The sequence below is a fragment of the Streptomyces sp. NPDC050439 genome (assembly GCF_040655335.1).
Taxonomy (GTDB): domain Bacteria; phylum Actinomycetota; class Actinomycetes; order Streptomycetales; family Streptomycetaceae; genus Streptomyces.
In genome coordinates this window covers 1-17,894 of the sequence record NZ_JBFAJT010000005.1, presented here as the reverse complement: position 1 = coordinate 17,894, position 17,894 = coordinate 1, and the positions used below count along the sequence as shown (strand labels likewise).

The 17,894-nt window shown below is 73.4% G+C and carries 6 protein-coding genes; 2 read left to right on the top strand and 4 right to left on the bottom strand.

What is annotated here, in order from left to right:
* Positions 1-5: 5 nt before the first annotated feature.
* The 4 genes from AB0I66_RS21060 to AB0I66_RS21045 all read right to left on the bottom strand — a co-directional run bounded on the left by AB0I66_RS21060 (position 6) and on the right by AB0I66_RS21045 (position 15,985).
* Positions 6-5,498, bottom strand: coding sequence for an SDR family NAD(P)-dependent oxidoreductase (locus AB0I66_RS21060; RefSeq protein WP_363209429.1), 5,493 nt, complete (start codon positions 5,496-5,498; stop codon positions 6-8).
* Positions 5,498-14,197, bottom strand: a complete 8,700-nt coding sequence (locus AB0I66_RS21055; protein ID WP_363209428.1) for a beta-ketoacyl synthase N-terminal-like domain-containing protein — start codon at positions 14,195-14,197, stop codon at positions 5,498-5,500. The genes AB0I66_RS21060 and AB0I66_RS21055 overlap by 1 nt, the downstream gene beginning before the upstream one ends.
* A gap of 118 nt (positions 14,198-14,315) precedes the next feature.
* Positions 14,316-15,665 carry an NAD(P)/FAD-dependent oxidoreductase gene (locus AB0I66_RS21050; RefSeq protein ID WP_363209427.1) on the bottom strand — a complete coding sequence of 450 codons (1,350 nt, stop codon included), beginning with the start codon at positions 15,663-15,665 and terminating at the stop codon, positions 14,316-14,318.
* A 50-nt stretch (positions 15,666-15,715) separates the two neighbouring features.
* Positions 15,716-15,985 carry an acyl carrier protein gene (locus tag AB0I66_RS21045; RefSeq protein WP_363209426.1) on the bottom strand — a complete coding sequence of 90 codons (270 nt, stop codon included), beginning with the start codon at positions 15,983-15,985 and terminating at the stop codon, positions 15,716-15,718.
* Positions 15,986-16,190: 205 nt separating this feature from the next.
* Between AB0I66_RS21045 and AB0I66_RS21040 the strand changes: the two genes are divergently transcribed.
* Both AB0I66_RS21040 and AB0I66_RS21035 read left to right on the top strand, forming a co-directional pair.
* Positions 16,191-17,042, top strand: coding sequence for a 4'-phosphopantetheinyl transferase superfamily protein (locus AB0I66_RS21040; protein WP_363209425.1), 852 nt, complete (start codon positions 16,191-16,193; stop codon positions 17,040-17,042).
* On the top strand, positions 17,033-17,782 hold the full coding sequence (locus tag AB0I66_RS21035) for an alpha/beta fold hydrolase (RefSeq protein ID WP_363209424.1): 750 nt from the start codon (positions 17,033-17,035) through the stop codon (positions 17,780-17,782). The genes AB0I66_RS21040 and AB0I66_RS21035 overlap by 10 nt, the downstream gene beginning before the upstream one ends.
* Positions 17,783-17,894 lie beyond the last annotated feature (112 nt).

Genomic DNA, 17,894 nt, shown 5'->3' with positions numbered 1-17,894 from the left:
GTCGGTCATGCGGTGGCCGCCTGACGCGGCGCGGCCGGCAAGCCGGCGGCGGGGTACTTCTCCTCGATCAGCTCGTGCAGGAAGGAACCCCAGTCGATGCCGGGGCAGGCGAAGAAGTCGCGGCTGTTGATCTCCAGGCCGAGGTCGTCCCTGCAGCGGCTGATCAGCTCCATCACCATCAGGCTGTCCAGGCCCATGTCGGCGAGGCGGGTGTCCGCGGTCAGCGTGTCGAGCTCCATCCGCAAGATCCCGGAGAGCTGCACGCGTACGTACTCGTTGATCTCCGCGAGCCGCTCGTCGCGGGGCAGGCCGAGCAGCCGTGCCGTCAGCGATCCCGGCTCGGCCCCGGCGGAGGCGCCGGCGGCGGGCGCGGAACGGATGCCGCTCAGGATCGGCCGCTCGCGCCGCGCCTCCATCAGGTCGCGGAACAGCGCCCAGTCCGCCGAGCACACCGTGCGGTTGGCGACCCCGTCGGCCATCGCCTCGCCCAGCAGCTCAAGGGCGTGGGCGGGGTTGAGCTGGTGCAGGCCGATGGAGCGCAGGAAGGCCATCACGGAGTCGTCGGCGAGCCCGGACTGGGCGCCCCAGGGGCCCCAGCTGACGGTTGTCGCGTTCTGGCCCCGCAGTTTCCGGTAGTACGCGAAGGAGTCGAGGAAGGCGTTGGCCGCCGAGTACCCGGCCAGGTGCTGCGAGCCCCACACCGACGCGATGGAGGAGAAGGAGACGAACAGATCCAGGTTCTGGTCGATGGTGGCGTCGTGCAGCGCCCAGGTGCCCGCCGCCTTCGCGTGCATGACCCGGTCGTACGTCTCGGGGTCGCTCTCCCGCAGGAATTGCGGCTCGGAGAGCCCGGCCGCGTGCACCACGCCCCGCAACGGGCGTCCAGCGAGCCCCAGTTGATCCGTCAGTGAGCGCAGCGCCGTCTCGTCGGCGACGTCCAGGGCCACCACGCGTACGTCGGCGCCCAGGGCCTCGATGCGGCGGACCCCGCCGATCTTGGCCGCCGTCGCGTCGTCGAGCTCCGGGGCGTCCCAGGCCGAGCGGTCCGGCAGCCCGCCGCGCCCGACGAGGACGACGGTGCCCGCGCCGAGGCTCGCGAGCCATTCGCCGACCAGCAGGCCGAGGCTGCCGAGGCCGCCGGTGACGAGATAGCTGCCGAGGTCGCTCAGCTGCGGGACGGGCCGCTCGGCGGCGGACTCCGCGACGGGCGCCGGGACCAGGCGGGGCACGAGCAGCGCCCCCGCCCGGCGTGCCGTCAGATCCTCCGCGGTCTCCGTCGCGAGCAGGGCCGCGATCTGCCCGGCCTCGTCCGGTGAGCCCGCCGGGTCCAGGTCCAGGAGGCCGCCCCAGAGCTCGGGGTGCTCCAGGGCCGCCACCTTGCCGAGGCCCCACAACGGGCCCGCGGGCAGGCAGATCTCGGACTGGCCGGAACCCGTGAACTGGGCGCCCCGGGTCACCACCCACACCCGCGTGGCGGACTCCTCCGTCGCCAGCTGCTTCACGGCGGCGAGGAACACGTGCTCGGCCTGCTCGCGGGCCTGCCGGATCGCGGAGGAGTCGTATCCGGTCACCGGCAGGTCGAGACCGCTGAGGAGGACGAGATGGTCGTACGTCCCCTGCGACGGGAGCGCGGCACGGACCGCGTCCACGGACGCCTCCGCATGCGTCACCAGGGCGCCGCGCAGGGCGAGTTGGGTGGTGGTGGCCTCGACGATGCCGCTGCGCACGCTGTCCGCGCCGCCGCCCACCAGAAGCACGCGCTGTCCGCGCAGCTCCCGCTCGCCGGTCACCGTCGCCGGGTCCTCGGGCTGCCAGGTCTGCTCCCAGACGGTGTCCTCGCGCGGGCTGCGCGGCAGGTCGTCCAGGTCCGCCGAGGACGAGCGCAGATGGACGTGCCGCATCATGATCAGCGGACTGCCGTCGGCGCCCAGGATCTCCAGGCCGCCGCGGAGCTCGCCGTCCTGCGCCTCGGGGTCCGCGGGGTCGAGCCAGCCGTGGATGTAGCGGCGTACGCCGACGGGCTGTGCCTTGGGCGCCTTGGCGTCGGCGGCCTCCCCGACGCGCGCGGACTGCCGGAGCAGCCCGATCGTCAGGTCCAGGAGCGCACCCCTCGGCAGCTCCTCCGCGGCCGAGTTGACCTCGGCGAGCACCTCGCCGGGGCCCTGATACACCTCGTTCAGGACCGGTTCCGCCCAGACGGGGACGGTGACGTCGGCCGGGGCGACCGGCAGGCACCGCGCCCGCACCGCGGCCAGGTCACCGCCGCCGGGACGGGCGTCCGGCGTACGGCGGGCCAGGACGCCACGGGCGTGCAGCCGCCAGCTGCCGGACTCGACGGAGTCGCCGCCCTGCAGCGAGAAGCAGAGGAAGAGCGAGCGCCCCTCGTCGTCCTGCGGCAGGACGTAGACGCGCACCTGGCCGGGCCGGTGCTCGGCGTCGAGCAGCAGCGGCTCGCCCACCACGAAGCGTTCCACGACACGGGGCTGCGCGCCGGGCAGCTTCGCGGCGCCGGCCAGCGCCCAGTTGCAGAAACCGCCCGCCGAGACCGAGCGGCGGCCGTCCTGCCCCGTGTGGATGAACACGGAGGGCAGTGCGTCGAGTTCGGGGGAGAAGGTGGGCTGTCCCGAGAGCAGGTGCCCGTCGAAGAAGGCGCCTGGGGAGTCGTCCGGTGCGGCGGCGGGCGACCCGCCGCCCGTGCCCTCCTCCTTGAACCAGTACCGCTCCCGCTGCCAGGGATAGCTGGGCAGGGCGGAGCGGCGCGGCTCCTCGGCGCGGTGCACGGCGGCCCAGTCGACCGGCACTCCCCGGTGGTGCAGGGCGCCCAGGGCCTGGGCGACGATGTGGCCGTCCTCCCGGTCCCGGCGCAGGGACGGGATCCAGCAGACGCCGTCCTCCGGCAGGCTGCGGGCTCCGAGCCCCAACAGGACGGGCGCCGGACCGAGTTCGAGGAACGTACGGCAGCCCGTCTCGTGGAGCGCCGTGATGCCCTCGGCGAACCGGACCGGCGCCATGACGTGCTCGGACCAGTACTCGGGGCGCAGTTGCTCGGGGCCCCACTCCTTGCCTGTGACGTTCGAGATGATCGGGTACTTGGGCTGATGGAACGTCAGGGTCTCGGTGACGGCGCGGAACTCCTCCAGCATGGGCGCCATCAACGGCGAGTGGAAGGCGTGCGAGACCGCGAGCGGGCGGTGCTTGACGCCCTGCGCGGCGAGCAGCGCGACGACCTCGCCGACCTCCGCCACCGGGCCCGAAAGCACCACATCGGTGGGGCCGTTGACCGCCGCCACGGAGACATCGCCGGCCCGCCCCGCCTCGGCGATCGCGGCACGCACCGTCTCCTCGTCGCAGACCAGCGTCTCCATCACCCCGCCCGCGGGCAGCGCCTCCATCAGGCGGGCGCGGGCCGTGATGAGCCGGGCCGCGTCCTCCAGGGAGTGGACGCCCGCGACGCAGGCCGCGGTGATCTCGCCCAGGCTGTGCCCGATGAGCGCGCTCGGCCGCACACCCCACGACTCCCACATCCGGGCCAGGGCGTACTCGACGGCGAACAGGGCGGGCTGCGTGAAACCCGTCCGGTTGATCCGCTCGGCGTCCCCGCCGCTTCCCTCGAGGACCGAGCCGAGCGGCTCCGCCAGATGCGGGTCGAGCGCGGCCACGCACTCGGCGAGGGCCTCGGCGAACACCGGCTCGCCCGCCGCCAGTTCGGACGCCATCCCGGCGTACTGCGAACCCTGCCCGGTGAACAGCCAGCCCAGGCGGCGCGCCTTCGCACCGGTCGGCGCGTGCACCGTGACCTGCTCGGACCGCTCGCCCGCGGCGAACGCGGCAAGACCGGCCGCCAGTTGCTCACGGGTGCCGGAGACGCTGAGCCCGTGCTTCATGCGGGCCCGGCCGATGTGCGTGGTGTAGCAGATGTCCGCCAAAGCGCGCGGATCGGCGTCCCGCACCCTGGCCTCGTACGACGTCGCCATCGCCCGCAGTGCCGGGAGGCTGTTGGCGCTCAGCGTCAGCAGACCGGTGTCGCGGGTGGTGCCGCCGCGCGGCGCGGGCTTGGGCGCCTCGCCGATCACGGTGTGCGCGTTGGTGCCGCTCGCGCCGAAGCTGCTCACTCCGGCCAGGCGCGGTCCCTGCGGCCAGCGGGTCTCCTCGGTGGTGACCTTCAGGTGCAGGTCGGACCAGGGGACCTGCGGGTTGGGGTTGTTGAGGTGCAGGTGGCGGGGCAGCGTGTCGTGCTTCAGGGCAAGGACGACCTTGAGGATCCCGGCGGCGCCGGCGGCGGGCTCCAGGTGGCCGATGTTGGTCTTCACCGAGCCGACGAGCAACGGCCGGTCGGCCGGGCGGTCCGTACGCGTGATGGCGTCGAGGGCCTTCAGCTCGATCGGGTCGCCCAGCGGGGTCCCGGTGCCGTGCGCCTCGACATAACCGAGCTCGGCGGGGGCGGCCCCCGCGTCCTTCAGGGCGGAGCTGATGACGCTCTGCTGCGCCGACGGATTGGGCACGGTCAGGCCGCTGCTGCGCCCGTCGTGTTCGGTGGCGACACCGCGGACGACGGCCAGGATGCGGTCGCCCGCGGCCTCCGCCTCGCTCAGCCGCTTCAGCACGAACAGGGCGCCGCCCTCACCGCGCGCATAGCCGTTGGCCGACGCGTCGAAGGTCTTGCAGCGCCCGTCGGGAGACAGCGCGCGCAACTTGCTGACCAGCACGAAGCCGTACGGCGACAGCATCAGGTTCACCCCGCCGACCAGCGCCATGTCGCAGGCGCCGGACCGCAGCGAGAGGCACGCCTGCTCCAGGGCGACCAGGGAGGAGGAGCAGGCCGTGTCGATGACCATGCTGGGGCCCTGCAGCCCGAAGGTGTAGGAGATGCGGCCGGCGAGGAAGCTGGGTTCGCCGATCAGCTGGTAGGCGTCGACGTCCGCGATGGCGCCCTCCTGCTGGCGCATGCGCACGTAGTCGCTGGTGCTCGCGCCGAGGAAGACGCCGACCTGCTGGCCCTCCAGCTCGGTCGGCGGCAGGCAGGCGTCCTCCATGGCCTCCCAGGCCAGTTCGAGGACCAGGCGCTGCTGGGGGTCCATGCCCGCGGCCTCGCGGGGCGAGATGCCGAAGACGGTCGGGTCGAAGGTGTCCACGGGACCGTCGAGGAAGTTGCCCGCCAGGGTGTAGGCGGTGCCCGGGTGGTCCGGGTCGGGGTGGTAGAAACCGGCGACCGGATGCCGCTCCTCGGGGAACTCGGACGTCGCGTCACGGCCCTCGGCGAGGGACTCCCAGAACTCCTCGGGCGTGTCGCCGCCCGGCAGCCTGCAGGAGAGACCGATCACCGCGAGGGGCTGGGGCTGCTGGAGCTCCTGGACCCGGGCGCGGAGGCTGCGGATCGTGCCGAGCGACTCCTTCAGGCGTCCGCGCAGGACGTCCTGGCTCGGCTGGGCCGGCTTGTCCGCGGGCCGGTTCGGCTCCTGTGCGGAGCGGTTCGGCTTCTCTGCGGGGGTGTTCGTCATCAGTTCTCCTCGAACCCAAGGGCTGTGCCGGAGATCTCGGCCTCCAGCTGGCGAAGCAGTTCGTCGTCGTCGAGTTCGTCCATGCCGTCCGGGTCACCGGCTTCGCCGGGCCCGGCGCCGTCCGCGTCGGCGGCCTGCGTGGCCGCGTCCGGGGCGTCGGCGGGGTAGCCGAGGCGGTCGAGCAGATGGGCGGTGAGCGCGAGCGCGGTGGGGTGCTCGAAGGCGACCGTCGACGACAGGTCGGTCTTCAGCCCCCGTGAGAGCCGCAGCCGCAGTGTGAGGGACATGACCGAGTCCAGGCCGAGATCGAAGAAGCCCTGCTCGGCCTGGAGGTCGTCCTCCGGGAGCCCGAGGACCGCGGCGACCTGGGTGCAGACCCAGTCGAGCATCCGGTCGCGGCGCAGCGCCGGGTCGAGCTCACCGAGCCCGGCCACGAACTCCGTGCCGCCGTCCCGCTTTGCCGACCCGAGCACCGGGGCGAAGAGCCGCTGGTGCGGTGAGTCCGCGAGCGCGGCCCTGAAGAGTTCCCAGTCGACGTCGGCCACCGACACGTGCACGGCGCTCTCGCGGGCGAGCAGGCCGAGGGCGCCGACCAGATCCTCTTCCTGGAGGGGCGCGATCCCACTGCTCTTCAGCAGTAAAATCGTCCGTTCGTCGAGGAGTTCGCTGCCCGCGAGGGGCATGAGCTCCAGATGGGAAACGGGCAGGCCGCTCGCCCGGCGCCGGGCGGCGAGCGCCCGCAGGGCCCAGTCGGCCGGCGCGGCCGCGCCGGTGACGGCGCCGCCCCAGGTGCCGGGCACCGAGCCGAGCAGGACGAAGAGGCCGAGCGGATCCTTGGCCGTCAGCTCGTGCAGCAGCTCCGCGGTGGTGGAGCGCCGCAGTTCCGCGAGGACGGCGGCGTCCGTGGTCTCGTCCAGGAGCGTCGCGATGCCGGGGGAGTCCGCGCAGACGACTCCGGCGATACCGGCGTCGGCACGCAACTGGCCGACCAGCGCCGTGAGTTCGCCGCGGGTGGTGCCGGGGGTGCGGCGGATCTCCACGCCCTGGGCGCGCCAGGCCTCGATGCGGATCTCGTCCCAGGGCAGGGGCTCCGCCGACTCCGGTTCGGTGTCCGCGAGCGCGATGCGCCGGGCCCCCGCCCCGATCAGCCAGTCCACGACGGGCGCCGCGAGCTCGCGGCGCGCCCCGGTCACCAGGTGCCAGCGGTCGGCGGTGAGCGGCGCGTGGCCGGACGTCTCGGGCGGCCTGCACTGCGTCAACTCCCCCACCTGGAGCGAGGAGTGCTCGACGCGAAGGTGTTCGTCGCCCGGCGCGCAGAGCAGCCGGGCCACCAGCGTGCGCAGCTCCTCCGCGCTGCCGTGCGTGAGGTCCACGTGCCCGCCCCACGCGTCGGGGCGCATCATCGCCAGGGTCCGGCCGAGTCCCGCGTGCGCGCCCTGGGCGGCGACGGGGAACCCGGTGTGCCCCGCGGCGACGAGCGCGTGCCGGGTGACGAGCCACAGCCTCGGCGCGGTGCCTTCGAGGCCGGCCAGCGTGGCGGCGAGCGCGGTGGTGGCACGCCAGGTGTCCGGACGGGCGTCCAGGTCCTCCAGGGGCCAGAGGTCGCAGACGGCGGTGGTGCCCGCGTCGGCCTCCGCCCAGACATCCGTCCCGGTGAACAGCCGTCGCCACGCGTCCCGGTCGTTCGGGTCGAGGGATACGTCGGCGGGGCTCGCGTGGCCTTCGTGCGCGAGCTGCGACGACCGTACGCGGACCACCTCGGCTCCCGCGTCCCGCAGCCCCTTTGCCACCGCGCCCGCCAGGTGTTCGGTGTCGCCGCAGACCAGCCAGCGGGTGGCGGGTGCGGGGCTCTGCGCGTCGTGGTCGGTGGGGCGCAGCGGGGCGGGGCGCCAGGCCATGCGGTATAGGAGGCTCTCCAGGCGGTCCCGGGCGGCGTCCGCGGGGACGAGATCGCGGGGCGCCGCCAGGCGCAGGCCCGCCAGCTCCACCACGGCGCGGCCCGCGGGGTCGAGCACCGTCACGTCCGCCTCGCGCAGCCCGTCGGCGCAGAGCCGCACCGGGCCGCGGCAGACCCGTACCGTGCCGTCGGCGGCGGCCTTGACGCGGACCAGGCCGATCGCAGCGGGCAGCGGGTCGGCCTCGGCAGCTTCGGTTCCGGCTCCGGCTCCGGCGCCTTCGGCGACCAGCCGCAGGGCGAGGCGCAGCAGGTCGGCCGGCAGCCTCCGCCGGGACGCCCCGTCGGGCAGCTCCACGGAGATCTCGGCGGCGCCCGCGGCGGAGTCCGCCGACAGGATCCGCAGCCCCGGGAACGCCTCGGCGAGGCTCGCCCGCAGGGGTTCGTCCACCGCGAGCCCGCACGGCGCGGCCATCTGCGTGGCGCTCACGCCCCCGGTGTCCGTCGACGCCGTCAGGGCGGCGTCGGAGGGCGCGTCGTCGACCAGGGAGCGCAGCGCCACCGAGGCCTGCCGGGTGTCGACCACGGCCTGCAGCTCCGCCCGGCTCTCGGCGTCGGTGCGGGGGGCCGGGCCGAACCGTACGCCGGCGAGTGCCGGTATCGGAGCGCCCGTCGAGGCGGCGCAGTCCAGCGCGGCCTCCAGGAGCGCGGGCGCGGCCACCGTGCCGGAAGCGGTGATCTGCCAGGGCGCGCGCACCCCGTCGACCGACACCGGCAGGAGCGCGGTCCAGGAGGCGTTCGCCGGACGGACCGGGGTGCCGACCAGGGCCCCCGTACCTCCGGCACGTTCCTTGGGCTGCTGGGGCAGCCAGTGTTCCTTGCGCTGCCACGGATAGGCGGGCAGCTCCACGATCCGCCGGCCGGGTCCGGCGAACGCCGCCCAGTCGACCGGGACGCCCTGCGCGTGCAGCGCGCCCAGGCTCTTGAGCAGGGCGCCCACCTCGTTCTCGTCGCGCACCAGCGAGGGCAGCACGACCGGAGCCTGGACTCCGGCGGCGGTCAGGGACTCCTCGGCCCCCGACACGAGCACCGGATGCGGCGAGATCTCGACGAACACCCGGTCCTCCGGGTCCTCGACGGCGCTCACCGCGTCCTGGAAGAGCACGGTGTCACGCAGGTTGCGGCCCCAGTACTCGGCGGTCAGCGACGAGCCGTCCACCTCGCCGCCCGCCACGGCGGAGTAGATCGGGATACGGGCTTCGGCGGGCACGAGGGCGGCGAGGCCCGTCACCAGACGCTCGCGCAAGGGCTCCACGAGCGGGGAGTGCGGGGCGACCGGCACCTTGATGCGGCGCACGAAGATGTTCGCGTCGCTCAGCTCGGCGGCGAGCTCATCGAGGGCTCCGTCGTCACCGGCGACGACCGTGGTCCGCGGACCGTTGATCGTCGCGATGCTCAACTGGTCCTCGTACAGGGCCAGATACGGCGCGAGCTCGTGGCGCGGCAGACCCACCGCGATCGAGCCGCCCGTCCCCACGACCGTGTCGAGCAGCCGCGAGCGCAGGCAGAGGATCTCCGTGGCCTGGGCGAGCGTCAGCGCGCCCGCGGCCCAGGCCGCGGCGACCTCGCCCATGCTGTGGCCGACGACCGCCTCGGGCACCACGCCCCAGCTGCGCCACAGCTCGACCAGGCCGACCTGCACGGCGAAGATCAGCTCCTGCGGGATGCCCTCGTCGAAGGGCCTGCTGCCGGGTTCACCGCGCAGCGAGGCCAGCGGCGACCAGGCGATCCACTTGCGCATCTCCTCCTCCACGGCGAGCACCGCGTCACTGAACACCGGTTCGTTGTCCAGGAGTTGGCGCCCCATCCCGGCCCACTGCGAGCCGAAGCCGGAGAAGACGAACACGCAGGAGCGTGCTGCCTCCGCCGTGCCCGTGAGCAGGCCCGGGTCCTCCTCGCCCGCCGCGAGCGCGGCCAGCGCGGCGCGGACGTCGGTGAGGCTCCGCCCGACGGCCACCGCGCGGTGGTCGAGGCGGCTGCGGCGTACGGACGCGGTGTACGCGAGGTCCGCGAGCTCCCTCTCGTCGGTCCCCTCGGTCCGGGCGAGGAAGGCCTCGGCGGCCGGGGCGAGCGCGGAGGGCTGCGCGGCGGAGAGCGGGACGGCGAAGCGGGCCGGGGCGGGGGCCGGGGGAGCGGGGGCGGCCGCGGGCGGCTCCGCCACCAGGATGTGGGCATTGGTGCCGGTGAAGCCGAAGGAGCTGACGCCCGCGACGCGGGGCCGGCCGGGGGCCGACGGCCACTGCTCGGCGCCGCCCGCGACTTCGAGGCCCAGCTTCTCCCAGGCGACCTGTGTGGTCGGCCGGGTGGTGACGCCGATGTGCGGGGCGATGCGGCCGTGGTGCACGGAGAGCACGGCCTTGATGAGCCCCGCCATTCCGGCGGCGGCCTCCAGATGGCCGATGTTGGGCTTGGCCGAGCCGACCAGGAGCGGCGCGGCCTCGGGCTCCTGTGCCGTGGAGTGCCCCGGACGCAGCGCCTGGGCGAGCGCCCGCAGTTCGATCGGGTCGCCGAGCGGTGTGCCGGTGCCGTGCGCCTCCGCGTAGCCGACCGCGCTGCCCGGCAACCCGGCCTGGTCCAGGGCCTGTTGGATGAGCGCCTGCTGGGCCGTGCCGTTGGGCACCGTCAGACCGCTGCTCGCGCCGTCCTGGTTGACGGCGCTGCCCGGCAGCACGGCGTAGACGCGGTCGCCGTCGGCGACGGCCTTGGAGAGCCGCTTGAGCACGACCGCCCCGGAGCCCTCGCCGCGCAGATAACCGTCGGCGGCCTCGTCGAAGGTGTGGCAGTGGCCGGTGGGCGAGAGGGCGCCGCCGGCCGAGACGGAGACGGGGATCACCGGGCTGAGGATCACGTTCACGCCGCCCGCCACCGCGAGGTCGCTCTCGCCCTGGCGCAGGCTCTGCGCGGCCAGGTGCACGGCGGTCAGCGACGAGGAGCAGGCGGTGTCCACCGCGAGGCTCGGACCGGTCAGGCCGAGGAAGTACGAGAGCCTGCCGGACGCCCCGGCGAAGGAGTTGCCGGTCCCGTAGTAGAGGTCGACGTCCTGGAGGTGGCTGCTGACGTGCTGGGCGTGGTCGGAGCTGTTCATCCCGACGAACACGCCGGTCGCCGAGCCGCGCAGCCGGTCCCTGGTGGCTCCGGCGTCCTCAAGGGCCTCGTAGGCGACTTCGAGGAAGAGCCGGTGCTGGGGGTCGAGGCTGCGTGCCTCGCGGGGCGAGACCCGGAAGAAGGCGGCGTCGAAGCCGCGTACGTCGTCGAGATAACCGCCCCGCAGGGAGGTCATCGTGCCGGGCGTCCACGCCCCGTCGGAGAGGAAGGCCTTGCCGTCCCAGCGGTCCGAGGGCACGTCACGGATGACCTCGCGCCCGTCGACGAGCAGCTGCCAGTAGTCGCGCACGGTGGGGCTGCCGGGGAAGCGGCAGCTCATGCCGACGACGGCTATGGGGTCGTCGGCGGGCGCGGCGGTGGTAGCCGCGGGTTGCGGTCCGGCGGGTGCGGCCGTCGGCGCCGGGAGCTGCTCCTTGTCCGGGGCCTGCGCCTTAGCGAGGACCTCCGGGAGCAGGAAGTCCACCAGCTCGTCCAGGCACGGACGCTCGAACGGCGTGGACAGGGCGATCTCCAGGCCGAGCGTGATGCCGAGCCGGTCGACGAACTCGACGATGGAGAGCGAGTCGAGGCCGAGGTCGGCGAAGCCGCGGCGGGGCGAGATGCGGCGGGTCGGGTCCTGGCCGAGGATCTCCGCCAGGACGGCCGACGTCTGGCGCATCAGCTCGCGCCGGTCGCGTGCCGTCCCCGGCGCGCCGTGTGCCGACTCCGTGCCGGCCGCCGTCGCCTCCGCTGGCCCACGCGGGGTGACGGCGGACGGCACGGCCTCCCGGACCGGCCCGTCGGGGGTCGGGACCGTGACCGGGGAGTCACCGGCGGGGAGGGGGATCCCCGCCGGCATCAAGGGGGCGCCGGTGGTGGCACCGGCGCCGATCCGGAGCTCCTGCGCCGGGCCCAGCGGACGCCCTTCGGGGTCGATCAGCTGGACGGCGAGCCTGGCGGACGACGCCTGAGCGGCGCCGGGGGTTACCGCTCCGGACTGCGCGCCACGCGTGACCTCGGGCAGCCAGAAGGACTCGTGCTGCCACGGGTGGCGGGGAAGCTCGGCCGGGCGGCCGGGCAGCAGGCCCTCCCAGTCGATGTCGGCGCCCGCGCAGTGCAGGTGGGCGAGGGCGCCGAGCAGCGTCGCGGGCCCGTCGGCGTCCCTGCGCAGCGAGGCCACGGCGACGCCGTGCCGGCGCGTGGTGGTGAGCGCCTCGGTCAGCGGGCGTACCAGCGTCGGGTGGGGGCCGATCTCGATGAAGTCGGCGCCCCGGTCGTTCAGGAGGTGGCGCACGGCGGGCCAGAACCGTACGGGGTTCAGGACGTTCGCCGCCCAGTACGCGGCGTCGAGTGCGGCGGGGCGCTCGTCGGGCGTGACGGTCGAGACGAACGATTCGGGTGTCGGAACGGCGGTGAACTCGGCCAACTCCACGGCCAGTTCGTCGGCGTACAGCTTCATCGCCGGGCTGTGGAAGGCGTAGTCACCGGGGACGAAGCGCGCGGTGACCGACCGTTCGCGCAGGAGTTCCGAGAGCGCCGTCAGGTCCTCCTCGGACCCGGCGAGCACGGTCGCGTTCGGTCCGTTGACCGTCGCGACGGTGACCGGGCGCCCGGTGCCCGCGACCGTGTCGACGGCCTGGACCTCGGGCAGACCCACCGCGAGCATGCGACCCGTGCCCGCGGCGCCGGCCATGATGCGCCCGCGCCGGATCGCGAGGTCGAGGGCGGTGGGCAGGTCGATGGCGCCGGACCAGCAGGCCGCCGAGATCTCACCGAGGCTGTGGCCGATGACCTTGTCGGGGCGCACGCCCCGCTCGCGCCAGACCTCGGCGACCGCCAGTTGCAGGGCGACCACGGCGGGCTGGGCGAGCTCGGTGGCCGTGAGGTCGGCCTCGCCGAACAGTTCCCGCAGTCCGGGGAGGCTCGCGGCGCGGATCACCTCGTCGCAGCGCTCCAGGCAGCGGGCCGCGGCGGGCTCCCGCTCCCAGAGGTCGAGGCCCATGCCCCGCCACTGCGAGCCCTGCCCGGAGAAGACGAAGACGGTGCGGTGGCGTCGGCGGGGCTCGGCGACACCGGTCAGGGTGCGCTCGTCGGGCGTGCCCTGGGCCAGGTCCGCCAGCGAGGCCCGCAGTTCGTCCAGGCCGGCGCCGATCACCGTGGCGCGGGTCTCGTGGTGCGTGCGCCGGACGGCCGCCGTGTGCAGGACGTCCGCCAGGGGCTGTTCACCGTCGAGGGTGGTCAGCAGGTCCCTGGCGCGCTCGTGCAGGGCGTCGTCGGTGGAGCCGGACAGGAGGAGCACCTTCGGCGAGGGGCCTGCGCTCTCCTCGCGGGGCTCGGCGGGGGCCGGCTCGGGTGCGGCGGACAGCAGGATGTGGGCGTTGGTGCCGCTCAGGCCGAACGCGCTCACGCCGAGCAACTGGTCGCCCGGACCGTCGAGTTGACGTGCTTCGGCGGATATCTGCAACGGGCCGTCCGCCCAGGGGATCGCCGGGTTCGGCGTGCCGAAGTGCAGCTGCGGCGGCACGAGCCTGTGCCGTGCGGTCAGGACGGTCTTGATGAGCGCGGCCACCCCGGCGGCCGCGTCCGTGTGCCCGAAGTTGGCCTTGTGCGAGCCGATGTGCAGCTTGCGGGCGGGATCACGGCCGGGTCCGAACACCTCCGACAGGGCGTACGCCTCGATCGGGTCGCCGAGCGGTGTGCCGGTGCCGTGCGTCTCCACGTACGTGACGTCGTCCGGCGCGGCGTCGGCGCGGCTCAGGGCGTCCCGCAGCAGGGCCGCCTGGGCGGAGGCGTTGGGCACGGTCAGGCCGGCGCTGCGGCCGTCGTGGTTGAAGGCGCTGCCCCGGATGACGCCGAGTACCCGGTCACCGTCGGCGAGCGCGTCGTCGAGCCGCTTCAGGACGACGACTCCGCAGCCCTCGCCCCGGACGATTCCGTCGGCGTCGGCCGCGAAGGGCTTGCAGCGGCCGGTGGGGGACAGGGCCTGCACCTTGCTCATGAAGATGGAGAGCTCGGGTGCGGCGAGGACGTTGACGCCGCCCGCGAGCGCGGTGTCGGCCTCGCCGCTGGCCAGGCTGCGGCACGCCAGGTGCACCGCGACCAGGGACGACGAACAGGCGGTGTTCACGGCGAGCGCGGGCCCGTGCAGTCCCAGGGTGTAGGCGACCCGTCCCGGCGCGAAGCTGAACTCCTTGCCGCTCGCGTAGTAGGGGTCGATGCCCCGCACGCCCCGCGTCTTGGAGTGCAGGAGCGTGTAGTCCATGCCGAGCATGCCGAAGAAGACACCGGTGCGGGACCCGGCGAGCTGTGGCTTGGTCAGGCCCGCGTGCTCCAGGGCCTCCCAGGACACTTCGAGCAGGAGCCGCTGCTGCGGGTCCATCTCGCGGGCCTCGCGGAAGGAGATGCCGAAGAAGTCCGCGTCGAACTGGTCGAGGCCCGGCAGGACGCCCGCGTAGCGGCAGTAGCCGGTGCCGGGCTCCGCCCCGTCCTCGCTGATGAACTCGGGGCCCCAGCGCTCCGCGGGGATCTCGCCGATCACGTCGACGCCGTCCCGCAGGACGTGCCAGAAGGATGCGAGGTCGACCACTCCGCCCGGGTAACGGCACCCGATGCCGACAAGGGCTATGGCCGGATCGGTGACTGGTCCGCTGCGGACGGGCATGGGTCCCCCTCAAAAGAGTGCGACGGGAGTGCGTCGGGAGTGCGACGAGTGGGTGAGGAACGAGGTCCGGGTGGCGCGAGTGGTGTCCGCGCCACCCGGTGTGCGGCGGAAGTGCGGTCTAGAACTTCGCGGCCGCCGTGGGTGCCTTGAGCTCCCCGAGATACTTGTGCCAGAGGTGGTTGGGATCGTTCTCCACCGCCGTGACGATCTCCCGCATGGCGGCGAGCGCCTTGGGCTCCCCGTCGTACACATCGCCCTGGAGCATCTTCAGCACGTCCAGGCGGTAGCGGGGGTCCTGGACGAACGCCGTGAACAGGATGTTCAGGCGGTAGTAGATGGAGATGAACTCGTACCAGTTGTGCACGGCGCTGCGCAGGGTGTCGACGTACGTGTCGAAGCGCTTCCTGCGGAAGTCGCCCGCCTCGTGCGCCGCGATGATGTCGTTGGCCGCCAGGCGCGCGCTGTTGAGGGCCACGCTGACACCGCTGGAGAAGATCGGGTCGACGAAGCGGGCCGCGTCACCGATCATGATGAGCGAGTCGTCGGCGATCTGCGTCAGCGCGTAGCTGTAGTCGCCCTCGGACTTGAACTCCTTGACGCGCTGGGCGTTCTTGAGCGCGTCGCACAGCGCGGGACGCGAACCGACGGTGTCCCAGAAGAAGGTCTCCAGGTCGTCCTTGGCCTCCTTGAAGCGGGACTTCTGGGTGACGACGCCGACCGAGGTGATGGTGTCGGTGATCGGGATCTGCCAGACCCAGGTGTCGGTCAGCGGCAGGAAGTGGATGAAGATGTAGTCCGACTGCTCCTTGTTGACCGCGAGCGCCTTGCGGTCGAAGTTGTCGAACCAGGTGTGCACCGCGTACTGGTTGAATACCGGGTCGGGCACCTTGACCTTGAGCTGGCTGCCCATCATGGTGCGCCGGCCGCTCGCGTCGACGACCATGCGGACGGGCACGCCGATCGGCTGGTTGCCGACCTTCGCCTGGATGATGGGGCGGTCCTGCTCGGAGAAGTCGACGCGGTTGACGCGCACCCCGTGGTAGACCTTCGCGCCCAGGCTCTCCGCGTGCTGCAGGAGGATCTGGTCGAACTTCCCGCGGTCGACGTGGAAGGTGTAGTCGCGGTCGACGCCCGCCTGGTCGCGCTCGCTGAAGAGCACCTCGGCGGCGCGGAAGTCGTGGTCGAGGCCCTGGAAGCCCATGTGGTCGATGTCGCGGTCCTCGGCCGAGGTCCAGGCGGCGCCGTACTTCTTGGGGAAGCCCGCCGCCTCGACCGCGTCTATCGCGCCGGTCTCGATGAGGACCGGCGTGGTGGCCGGCACCAGCGACTCACCGACGTGCTCGCGCGGGAAGGTCTCGGACTCGAAGACCACGACGGAGAGGCCCGCCTTGGCGAGGTAGGAGGCGGCGGTCGCGCCGGCCGGACCGCCGCCGATGATGCCGATGTCGTAGTCGTAGTTTGCGGACAACTTGAGCTCCTCTTCAGGGGTTCGGTCGGTGTGCTGCGCCGTGGTCGCGGTCAGTGCACGGGAGAGCGAAGGGACAGCAGCAGGTCGGTGATGCTGTCGAGGTTCTGGAAGTTGGTCCCGGTCAGCTCGGTCGGCGGGATGTTCGTGCCCAGCTCGTCCCGGATGAAGGTGAGCAGCTGGGCGGTGTTGATCGAGGTGAGAATCCCCCACTCGAGCAGCGGGGTGTCCGGAGCTATGCCCTTGGGGTCCGGCTCGGACAGAAGCCGTTCCTGGATGAACTCGGTGAGCCGGCCGATCAGTTCGTCACGGTCACTGGCCACGCCGTACCTCCTGAAGATGCTGATGACGGGCGGGACGCTCCGCTGCCGGGGAGGCACTTGGAGCCGCCGGGGGAAACCCTGAGGAGAGAGTTCAACACTCGGGGAGTTCAACGCCCGGTGATTTCATTTCCTGATGAACTCTACTAGTGTTGAGCTCATCGTCAAGGGCCCAACACAAAGCAGTGGTCGCGTAGTTGGAGGCGCCATGAGCGGGGAACAGCACGGTCCACCCACCGGAGAAGCGCACGTCTGGGCGGTGCGCGAGCCGCCACCGGGCCCGGGGCGCAAGGCGGTGGTCGAACGCTGCCTCGCGCTGCTCACCCCCGCGGAGCTCAGCCGCTACGAACGCGTCGTGCCGCCCCAGCAGGCCCTGCACGCCTGCGCCCACGCCGCACTGCGCACCGTCACCGCCGCCTACACCGGGCTGCGCGCACCCCAAGTCGCCTTCACCACAGGAGAGTTCGGAAAGCCCTACGTGGCATCGGACCCAGGCCTGCGGGTCAGCCTCGCGCACACGAACGGCATGGCCCTCGTCGCGGTGACCCGCGACGGCCCCGTGGGCGTCGACGTCGAGCGCATCACCGCCCTGCACGACCCGGCCGGCATGCGAGGCCAGGTGCTCTCGCCCTGGGAGGCGGCGCGCTGGCCCCAGAGCGCCGAAGACGCCGCGCAGAGCGGCCTGTTCACCCACTGGACCTGCAAGGAAGCCGTCCTCAAGGCGATCGGCAGCGGCCTCGCGGGCGACCTGACGTCCATCCAGGTGGCCCCCGGGGCGCGGCGCTCCGGGCCCGTCCCCGTCCACGCGCTGCCCGCCCAGGCCGCGACCCGCACCTGGGCCCTGCAACTTATAGACCTGGGCCCCGAGTTCAGGGCCGCCGTGGCCGTGGCGGACGGCGGCAGCCTCGTGCGCGCCTTCCACATGTCGCCCGGCAGCGCCCCCAGCGTCCCGCCGGCCCTGCCCGCACCCCTCCCGCCGCTGCTCCCCGAAGTCGCCGGGGCCCCCGAGGTCCCCGGCCGCCAGACCGTTCCCGACCGTGGAGGTCCGTCATGCAGCTGAGCAGCCCCCGATCGCCCGAACCCCGGTCACCGGCGCCCTCGACCGCACCGCCGGCCCTGATCTGCCTGCCCCACGCGGGAGGCGCCGCCCGCGTCTTCGCGAGCCTGCGGGCGGCCCTTCCGCACGTCGACTCCACCCTGCTCGAGCTCCCCGGCCACGGCACCCGGATGCGCGAGGCGCCGCGGGACGACTTCGGTGCCGTACTCGACGACCTGGTCCGCACCTCCGCCTCGCACACCGGCGGCCGCTACGTCCTGCTCGGACACAGCATGGGCGCGGCCTTCGCCTACGAACTGGCCCGCTACTGGGCCGCGTTGGGCAGGCCGCCCGTGGCCGTCGTCCTGGCGGGACGCAACGGCCCCACCGCCCGGCGCATCCTGCCCGACATCCACCCGCTGGGGGCGCAGGAGTTCCTGGACGCCGTCCGCAAGCTCGGCGGGACCCCGCCGCAGGTGTTCGCCAACCCCGAGCTGGTGAAGCTGTTCATCCCCATGCTCCGGGCCGACTTCACCATGTCGGAGACGTACGAGGCACTGCCCGGCGCCCCGCTCGACTGCCCCCTGTGGGTGTGCGCGGGCCGCGACGACCCGATGGTCGACGACGCGGGGCTGCACGACTGGGAGAACCACGGCGCCGGCGAAGTGCGCACAGAGTGGCTGCCCGGCGCCCACTTCATCCTCGACACACCGGAGTTCCACGCGTACGTCGCCAAGGTCTTCGCCGCCCTGCCACCGCGCTGAGCGAACGCCCGAACGCCGTCGGCCGAACCCCAGCAACCGGGGCGGCCCGACGGGGTCGGGGCGGCGCGCGGGGGAGGACGCCCCCCCCCGCCGCGGCCGCGCCGGGAGAAGC

What these genes read in the sequence shown, in the direction of transcription:
- AB0I66_RS21055 (WP_363209428.1), bottom strand. Translation starts at nt 14,197, where the DNA reads ATGCCCGTCCGCAGCGGACCAGTCACCGATCCGGCCATAGCCCTTGTC.
- AB0I66_RS21040 (WP_363209425.1), top strand. Translation starts at nt 16,191, where the DNA reads ATGAGCGGGGAACAGCACGGTCCACCCACCGGAGAAGCGCACGTCTGG.
- AB0I66_RS21035 (WP_363209424.1), top strand. Translation starts at nt 17,033, where the DNA reads ATGCAGCTGAGCAGCCCCCGATCGCCCGAACCCCGGTCACCGGCGCCC.
- AB0I66_RS21060 (WP_363209429.1), bottom strand. Translation starts at nt 5,498, where the DNA reads ATGACGAACACCCCCGCAGAGAAGCCGAACCGCTCCGCACAGGAGCCG.